General features: G+C 26.1%; 6 protein-coding genes. 5 read left to right on the forward strand and 1 reads right to left on the reverse strand.

Annotated elements, in window-relative coordinates; genetic code table 11:
• Positions 1-409 precede the first annotated feature (409 nt).
• A complete protein-coding gene (locus tag LLF98_RS05425) occupies positions 410-985 on the forward strand; it encodes a sigma-70 family RNA polymerase sigma factor (RefSeq protein ID WP_291701631.1) in 576 nt (191 codons plus the stop codon).
• 122 nt (positions 986-1,107) lie between these two features.
• On the opposite strand, the gene LLF98_RS05430 is transcribed toward LLF98_RS05425, so the two are convergent.
• Positions 1,108-2,115 carry a replication initiation protein gene (locus LLF98_RS05430; protein WP_291701633.1) on the reverse strand — a complete coding sequence of 336 codons (1,008 nt, stop codon included), beginning with the start codon at positions 2,113-2,115 and terminating at the stop codon, positions 1,108-1,110.
• A gap of 932 nt (positions 2,116-3,047) precedes the next feature.
• Here LLF98_RS05430 and LLF98_RS05435 point away from each other — a divergent pair.
• The 4 genes from LLF98_RS05435 (at position 3,048) to LLF98_RS05450 (ending at position 5,816) form a co-directional block, all read left to right on the forward strand.
• Complete coding sequence (locus LLF98_RS05435; protein ID WP_291701635.1) at positions 3,048-3,311, forward strand: accessory gene regulator B family protein; 264 nt, start codon at positions 3,048-3,050, stop codon at positions 3,309-3,311.
• 17 nt (positions 3,312-3,328) lie between these two features.
• Positions 3,329-3,721 carry an accessory gene regulator B family protein gene (locus tag LLF98_RS05440; RefSeq protein WP_291701637.1) on the forward strand — a complete coding sequence of 131 codons (393 nt, stop codon included), beginning with the start codon at positions 3,329-3,331 and terminating at the stop codon, positions 3,719-3,721.
• Position 3,722: 1 nt separating this feature from the next.
• Positions 3,723-3,857, forward strand: coding sequence for a cyclic lactone autoinducer peptide (locus tag LLF98_RS05445; protein WP_291701639.1), 135 nt, complete (start codon positions 3,723-3,725; stop codon positions 3,855-3,857).
• Positions 3,858-3,956: 99 nt separating this feature from the next.
• Positions 3,957-5,816 (forward strand): PAS domain-containing sensor histidine kinase, encoded by a 1,860-nt coding sequence (locus LLF98_RS05450; RefSeq protein WP_291701641.1) that lies wholly within the window; start codon positions 3,957-3,959, stop codon positions 5,814-5,816.
• Positions 5,817-5,914: the final 98 nt, after the last annotated feature.

A 5,914-nucleotide genomic window follows, 5' to 3' on the forward strand; every position in this document is an offset into this window, starting at 1 on the left:
TTTAAATCCTTAAAAAGTAGTTTTAGCTCCTTAAAAAGTAGTTTTAAATCCTTAAAAAGTAGTTTTAAACCCTTAAAAAGTAGTTTTAACGTCAAAAAAATGGCTTGCCTACTGGGCTCAAAGGGTGTCTAAATACATTAAATACATTAAATACATTAAATACATTAAACAACAGTTGTTTTTTGTTTTTGTTATGCATAGATATTTATTAAAAATATAAAAGGTTTTTTAATAAATTTCCTATCTTTATTCACATTTATCTAATCCATGTTAACCATTTCCAACTGTGATATAATAGTTTTATGTATTTTAAGTTAATCCCCTTTGTAAATTTTTATATTTTTTGCATATATATGTTCAATCGACAGTTGAAATGGATAATTGTCAATTAATCTAAGGGGGTATTTTAATGAATTATGACCAAATCGAAGATCAAGTCAAATTAGCGAAACAAGGCAGCTCTGAAAGCTTAACCAAGCTACTGCTCCAATTTAAACCGTTTATATTCAAAACTGCTAAAGATTTTAACATAAAAAATTATGATGAATATGATCTTGTACAAATAGGCTATATTGCTTTAATTAATGCAGTAGATAAATATGATACTACTAAACATTCATTTTCAAGCTATGTGTATTCTACAATTAAAAATGCTATGAAATACACTGCAAGATCTAATAATAAACATAAACTTAATTTAAGTATTAATGCATCTATTGATGGTAAAAGCTCTTTAGACTTTACAGAATTTCTTGAAAGTAACGAGAACTTAGAGAATGATTACTTGGCACATGAAAGGGTAGTTGAACTTCAAAAAATAATATCAGATCTTGAACCAGATGAATTTGAATTAATCTTCCTGGTTTACTATAACAATTTCTCATTAACTGATTATGCAGCTAAAAAGAAGCGACCTTATTCTCAGATAGTTAGGAAGAAGAATGCTGTATTGGAGAAAATTAAGGATAGGCTTTTGGAGAAATAGAAATAACCTGCAGAGTTTACTGCAGGTTATTTCTATTTTAAGTATGGCAACAATTCGTGTAAAAAACAGCTAGCAACTTCGCTCACAAGTTTCCTCAGTATGGTGACTGTCACCTACCGATATTATTCCCACCCGAGCAACTTCTTTTCTAATTTATCATAATCATAAGTTCTGCCCTCAAAATTATTAAATGTACTATTATTAATACTATTGGTTGTCCAATCTTCCTTTATTGCCTGTATCATAGCACCTGTTAAATTATTTACATTTTTAAATTTGCTTATCATAGAGTACTTCTCTTTTATCTTCTCAATATCGCCACCAGTGATATTGAATATTTTACTTGCATCTATATCACTTATATTCTCAATTATATTTTTCATAAGTTTAATATTAGTAGTATCTATATCTTGCTTTGGCTCTTCTTTAGTCGCTGATATTTCATTCTGAGCATTTTTACTTTTATTTATGTGAAATCTAATACTTGTTACTTTTCTACCTGTTTTTATCTCTTCATAGGTAAAATTAATATCTGTTATTAAATTTAGCTCTTTTTGTGCCTGTAAAATTACTTTTCTTTTAAAATCTGCATATAATTTAAAATAATCTGCTTTAGCTCCTATCATGTTTTTAAGTTCTTCAACTTCAATTTCAATACACTTTTTAAATAAATTACTTTTTAATATCTCATATATTCTTATAGAATACTTACTCTTTAAACTCAATATATTTTCAAGCTTATAACTTGTATATAGCTCTTTAAGTTCCAACATATAAGGTTTTAACTTAGGAGAAAATTCAAGCTTTACCGTTCCTTCTCCAGTTTTATATATTGCACTACTTAGCCAAGCTATCTGAATTATATCTTTACCTTCTTTTATTTCAAATACTTTTTTCATTAGTTCCTTAGTTATTTTAGGTATTTCAGTATATTTACTTTTATCTTTAATCTCTAATAACTCCATGAACTCTTTTATCTTAAATTCATATTCTTTAAATTCTGTGTCTGTAGGTTGTACCATACTAGCTAACGTTAAAATAATCTTTTGCTCCTGTAAACTCAAATCATAGTTACAAGTTATTAATGTATTGCTTTTTGTTACTATATAATTTTTATTCAGAGTTATCACCTCAATTTAAATAATACTTTTTCATAGTCAAATATGTCAACACTAAGCGTAAGGACATATTTGACTATGAAAAAGACATAGTTAGGTATGTAAAGTACATAATTAGGTATGCAAAAGACATATTAGATTAAATTTTAGGTATGTAAAAGACATAGTTAGGTATGTAAAAGACATATTAGATTTTTGAAATCACTGATACAACTAGCTTTGAAGTACCTCCTAAACATTATAAACAATAATTGTTAAACACTATAAACAACAACAAGCAGTTGTTGTTTATTATCTGCTAAAAAGTAGCTAACTCTAAATCCTTTTTCCCAAGTTCTAATTCTTAGCAACTTCAGTCACCATTTTATTATAAAAAACATCAAAATATATTACTTATTTGGTGGAAAAAGTTAAAAAAAAGAAGGAATTATAAATATTATAGAGAATATATAGTTTAGAGAATATATTATAAAGAAAGGATGAAAAAATTATGTTAAGACTTACTTGGATAGAGTTTTTTTTGCGGACTATTCCAGAGATATTTATTTTAATATGGGGGATACATGTGGTCTCTAAAAAATCCATTAATATTCCTAAATTTATAATTTCAAGCATAGCATTGTCTATATTAACATTTTTTGTAAGATGGCTTCCGATATATTTTGGTGTACATATGATAATTAATCAAATTTTGATTACAAGCATTATGGTTATTATTGATATACCTATAATAAAATCAATATACAGTACTTTATTAATGTTGTTTATACTTACTTTAGGTGAATTTTTAAATGTGGGATTATTGAACTTATTAAACATAAATACAAGTATTGAATTTATAAATCCTTTAAAAAAATGTTTATATTGGTCACCATCTTTAATTTTTGTACTATTATTCATAATAATAGTGAATTATCTATTAAAAGCGAAGAAAGGAATAAAAAATGTCTCTAACTGAAAAAATGGCAGCTAAAGTTGGGAATAATGCAAAATTATTTTTAAATGTTAATGAAGAACAAGAGCAAATAATTATATATGGAGCAATAAATTTATTTCAAATCATATTTGCTATCTTATGGGTTATGATTGCCGGGTTGTTTTTTGGAGTATTTTATGAAACTATAATATTTACCATCGCAGTCAGCATTTTTAGGAAATATTCAGTTGTTCCTATTATAATGCATCTTCACCAAGTCGCTGCATTATAATAGGAACAACTTTAGCAGTGGCAGCTGGAATTTTTGTTGATAAGATATTATACACCCTTAATAGTTCTGCTGTAATGATAATAAGCATGACTTTTATGATATTTGCTTTTATAATAGTTTTAAAAAATGCACCTGTAGATAGTATTAAGAAACCTATTACTAATATTGAAGCAAGAGAACAATTTAAAAGGAAATCTATTTTTGTAATATTTATTTTTTCATTTATAATAATAGTTCTATTTATACTAAGCCAAAGGTTTTCAGAATCATATTACATAAGATTAATAGAAAGTATTAGCCTTGGAATACTATGGCAGACTATTACACTTACTAAAGGCGGAATAAGCTTTTTAAACAAAGTTGACTTTGTTTTAAAATACATAATGCATGGAAAGACGAGGAGTGAATAATATGAAAAATCCAATTAACAAATCAATTGCTAAACTTACAGCAAATCTTTGTACAAAAATGGCATTGTCAGTTTCAGCATCAGCTTGTTCTCTTAGCACATTTCAACCAGAAGAACCAAAATGCTTAAGAAAATAGTGCAGAAATAAGTAAGAATAAAAATTAAAGTAAAGATTGTTAATTCATTAATTAATGATCTTTACTTTAATTTTTACTTATAATATTGGGAGGTTTTTTATGAATACTTTTATAGATAAAAGCAAAGATAACTTATCTGGTATGCTATCAATTATAAAGATTTCAATAATAGTATTTATTAATATAATTATATATAGTAAATTGCCTAATTACTGGACAGATTTAAATATACAAGATAATGGTCAATTTAACATTTATAGTATGGGATTTTTTTTATTTATTACTGCAGTATCATATATGATTTACTTAATGATTAATCGCAAAATGCTACAATCATACAATGTATTTAGAATCTCATGGTTATTAGAAAATATTTTTTTCATGGGAATTAGTTTGCTGATAATATATTTATCTACAGTTTACGAAAATGAATATAAATATTTGTTTCTGCTATTAATAATATCATCAGTGATTCAATATGGATCTCGTTATGGAATTATAACATCACTTTTTTCTTCCATTTTTATACTTGGAGCAGATTTATTGTATGCTCCACTTATTCATGGAATTAATACATGTTTTCAAAAAGATTTAATAATGGCAGGGGTATTTATTTTTGTTGCTTGGATTCTTGGATATTATGTTGATATGGAAGCTGAAAATAATAGAAAAAAGGATAAAACACTTGAAAAATTAAATACGGAATTGGAAGCAAAAACTAAAGAAAGGCAATATATAGAATCACTATTATTAAAAAATAAAACTTGCTACGATATGATATTTGAAAATTCACTAAATGCTATTATTGTACATGAAAATGGAATAATTATATATGCCAATGAAAGTGCAGCTAAGCTACTAGGACACGAAGATCCAATCCATCTAAATGGTACATTTTTTTATGACTATTATCCAAAAGATATTAAATCAAATATTGAAAAAAGGTATTCAAATATTATCAATAATGAATTTTTAAAAATTATAAAAGAAGAAACTATATTAAACCGTGATGGTGTTCTTATTCCTGTGCGTAATACATCAGCTTTTTTTGCTTACAAAGGACAACCTTCAATATTAACTCTTTTGCTTGATATAACTTCAGAAAAAAAAGTGGAAACCTTAAAAGAAGATGCAGAAAAAAATTTAAATTTACTTAATGAAACTAGAGAATTTAACAATTTGATAATGAATTTTTTTACTAATATGTCTCACGAACTAAAAACACCTGTTAATGTTATTTTCGCTGCAATTCAGACTATATGTATGTATTTAGATAATGATGAATCAAATAATGCAAAAAAATGTAAAACCTATTTAAAGACAATGAAACAAAATTGTTTAAGAATGATTAAGTTAATAAATAATCTTTTAGATATAGCTAAATTAGATTCTGGATTTATTAAATTTAATAGAAAGAATGGGGATATTGTAAGTGTTGTTGAAAATATTGTTCAGTCAGTAGCTTTATATGTAAAAAGCAAGAATATAGAAATTATATTTGATACAGATATTGAAGAAAAAATTATTGGATTTGACCATGATATGATGGAACGTATAATGTTGAATTTAATATCTAATGCTCTTAAATACAGTAAGCCTAATGGGCATATATATGTAAATGTGAAAAATAAAAAATCAAGTATTGTTATTGAAGTAAAAGATGAAGGTCAAGGAATTCCACAAAATAAGCTTGATTTTATATTTGAACGTTTTGGACAGGTAAATAATTCACTTTCCAGACAATGTGAAGGAACTGGAATAGGTTTATATCTTGTAAAATCATTTGTTGAGAAGCATGGTGGCAGAATAAGTGTAAAAAGTATTGAAGGTAAAGGTTCTGAATTCACAATTGAGTTACCAGCAAAGTTAGTTATTGAAGAAGATTACATAGATAAAGTATTTTTTGAGAGTCACGTAGAAAGAATAGAAATAGAATTTTCAGATATATACTCAATATAAGGAACATAGGCTCTTCATATAGCATATTCTTCAAATTCCAACGAGTTAGATGGTCAGAGTGGAGTTAATCTTACTGGTCTTGTAATAACAGTTCAAGA

This window comes from Clostridium sp., from assembly GCF_021372645.1.
Classification (GTDB): domain Bacteria; phylum Bacillota; class Clostridia; order Clostridiales; family Clostridiaceae; genus Clostridium.

Excerpts from the sequence above, each read along its gene's own strand:
- LLF98_RS05425 (WP_291701631.1), top strand. The coding sequence starts at position 410 with ATGAATTATGACCAAATCGAAGATCAAGTCAAATTAGCGAAACAAGGC.
- LLF98_RS05435 (WP_291701635.1), top strand. The coding sequence starts at position 3,048 with ATGTCTCTAACTGAAAAAATGGCAGCTAAAGTTGGGAATAATGCAAAA.
- LLF98_RS05445 (WP_291701639.1), top strand. The coding sequence starts at position 3,723 with ATGAAAAATCCAATTAACAAATCAATTGCTAAACTTACAGCAAATCTT.
- LLF98_RS05450 (WP_291701641.1), top strand. The coding sequence starts at position 3,957 with ATGAATACTTTTATAGATAAAAGCAAAGATAACTTATCTGGTATGCTA.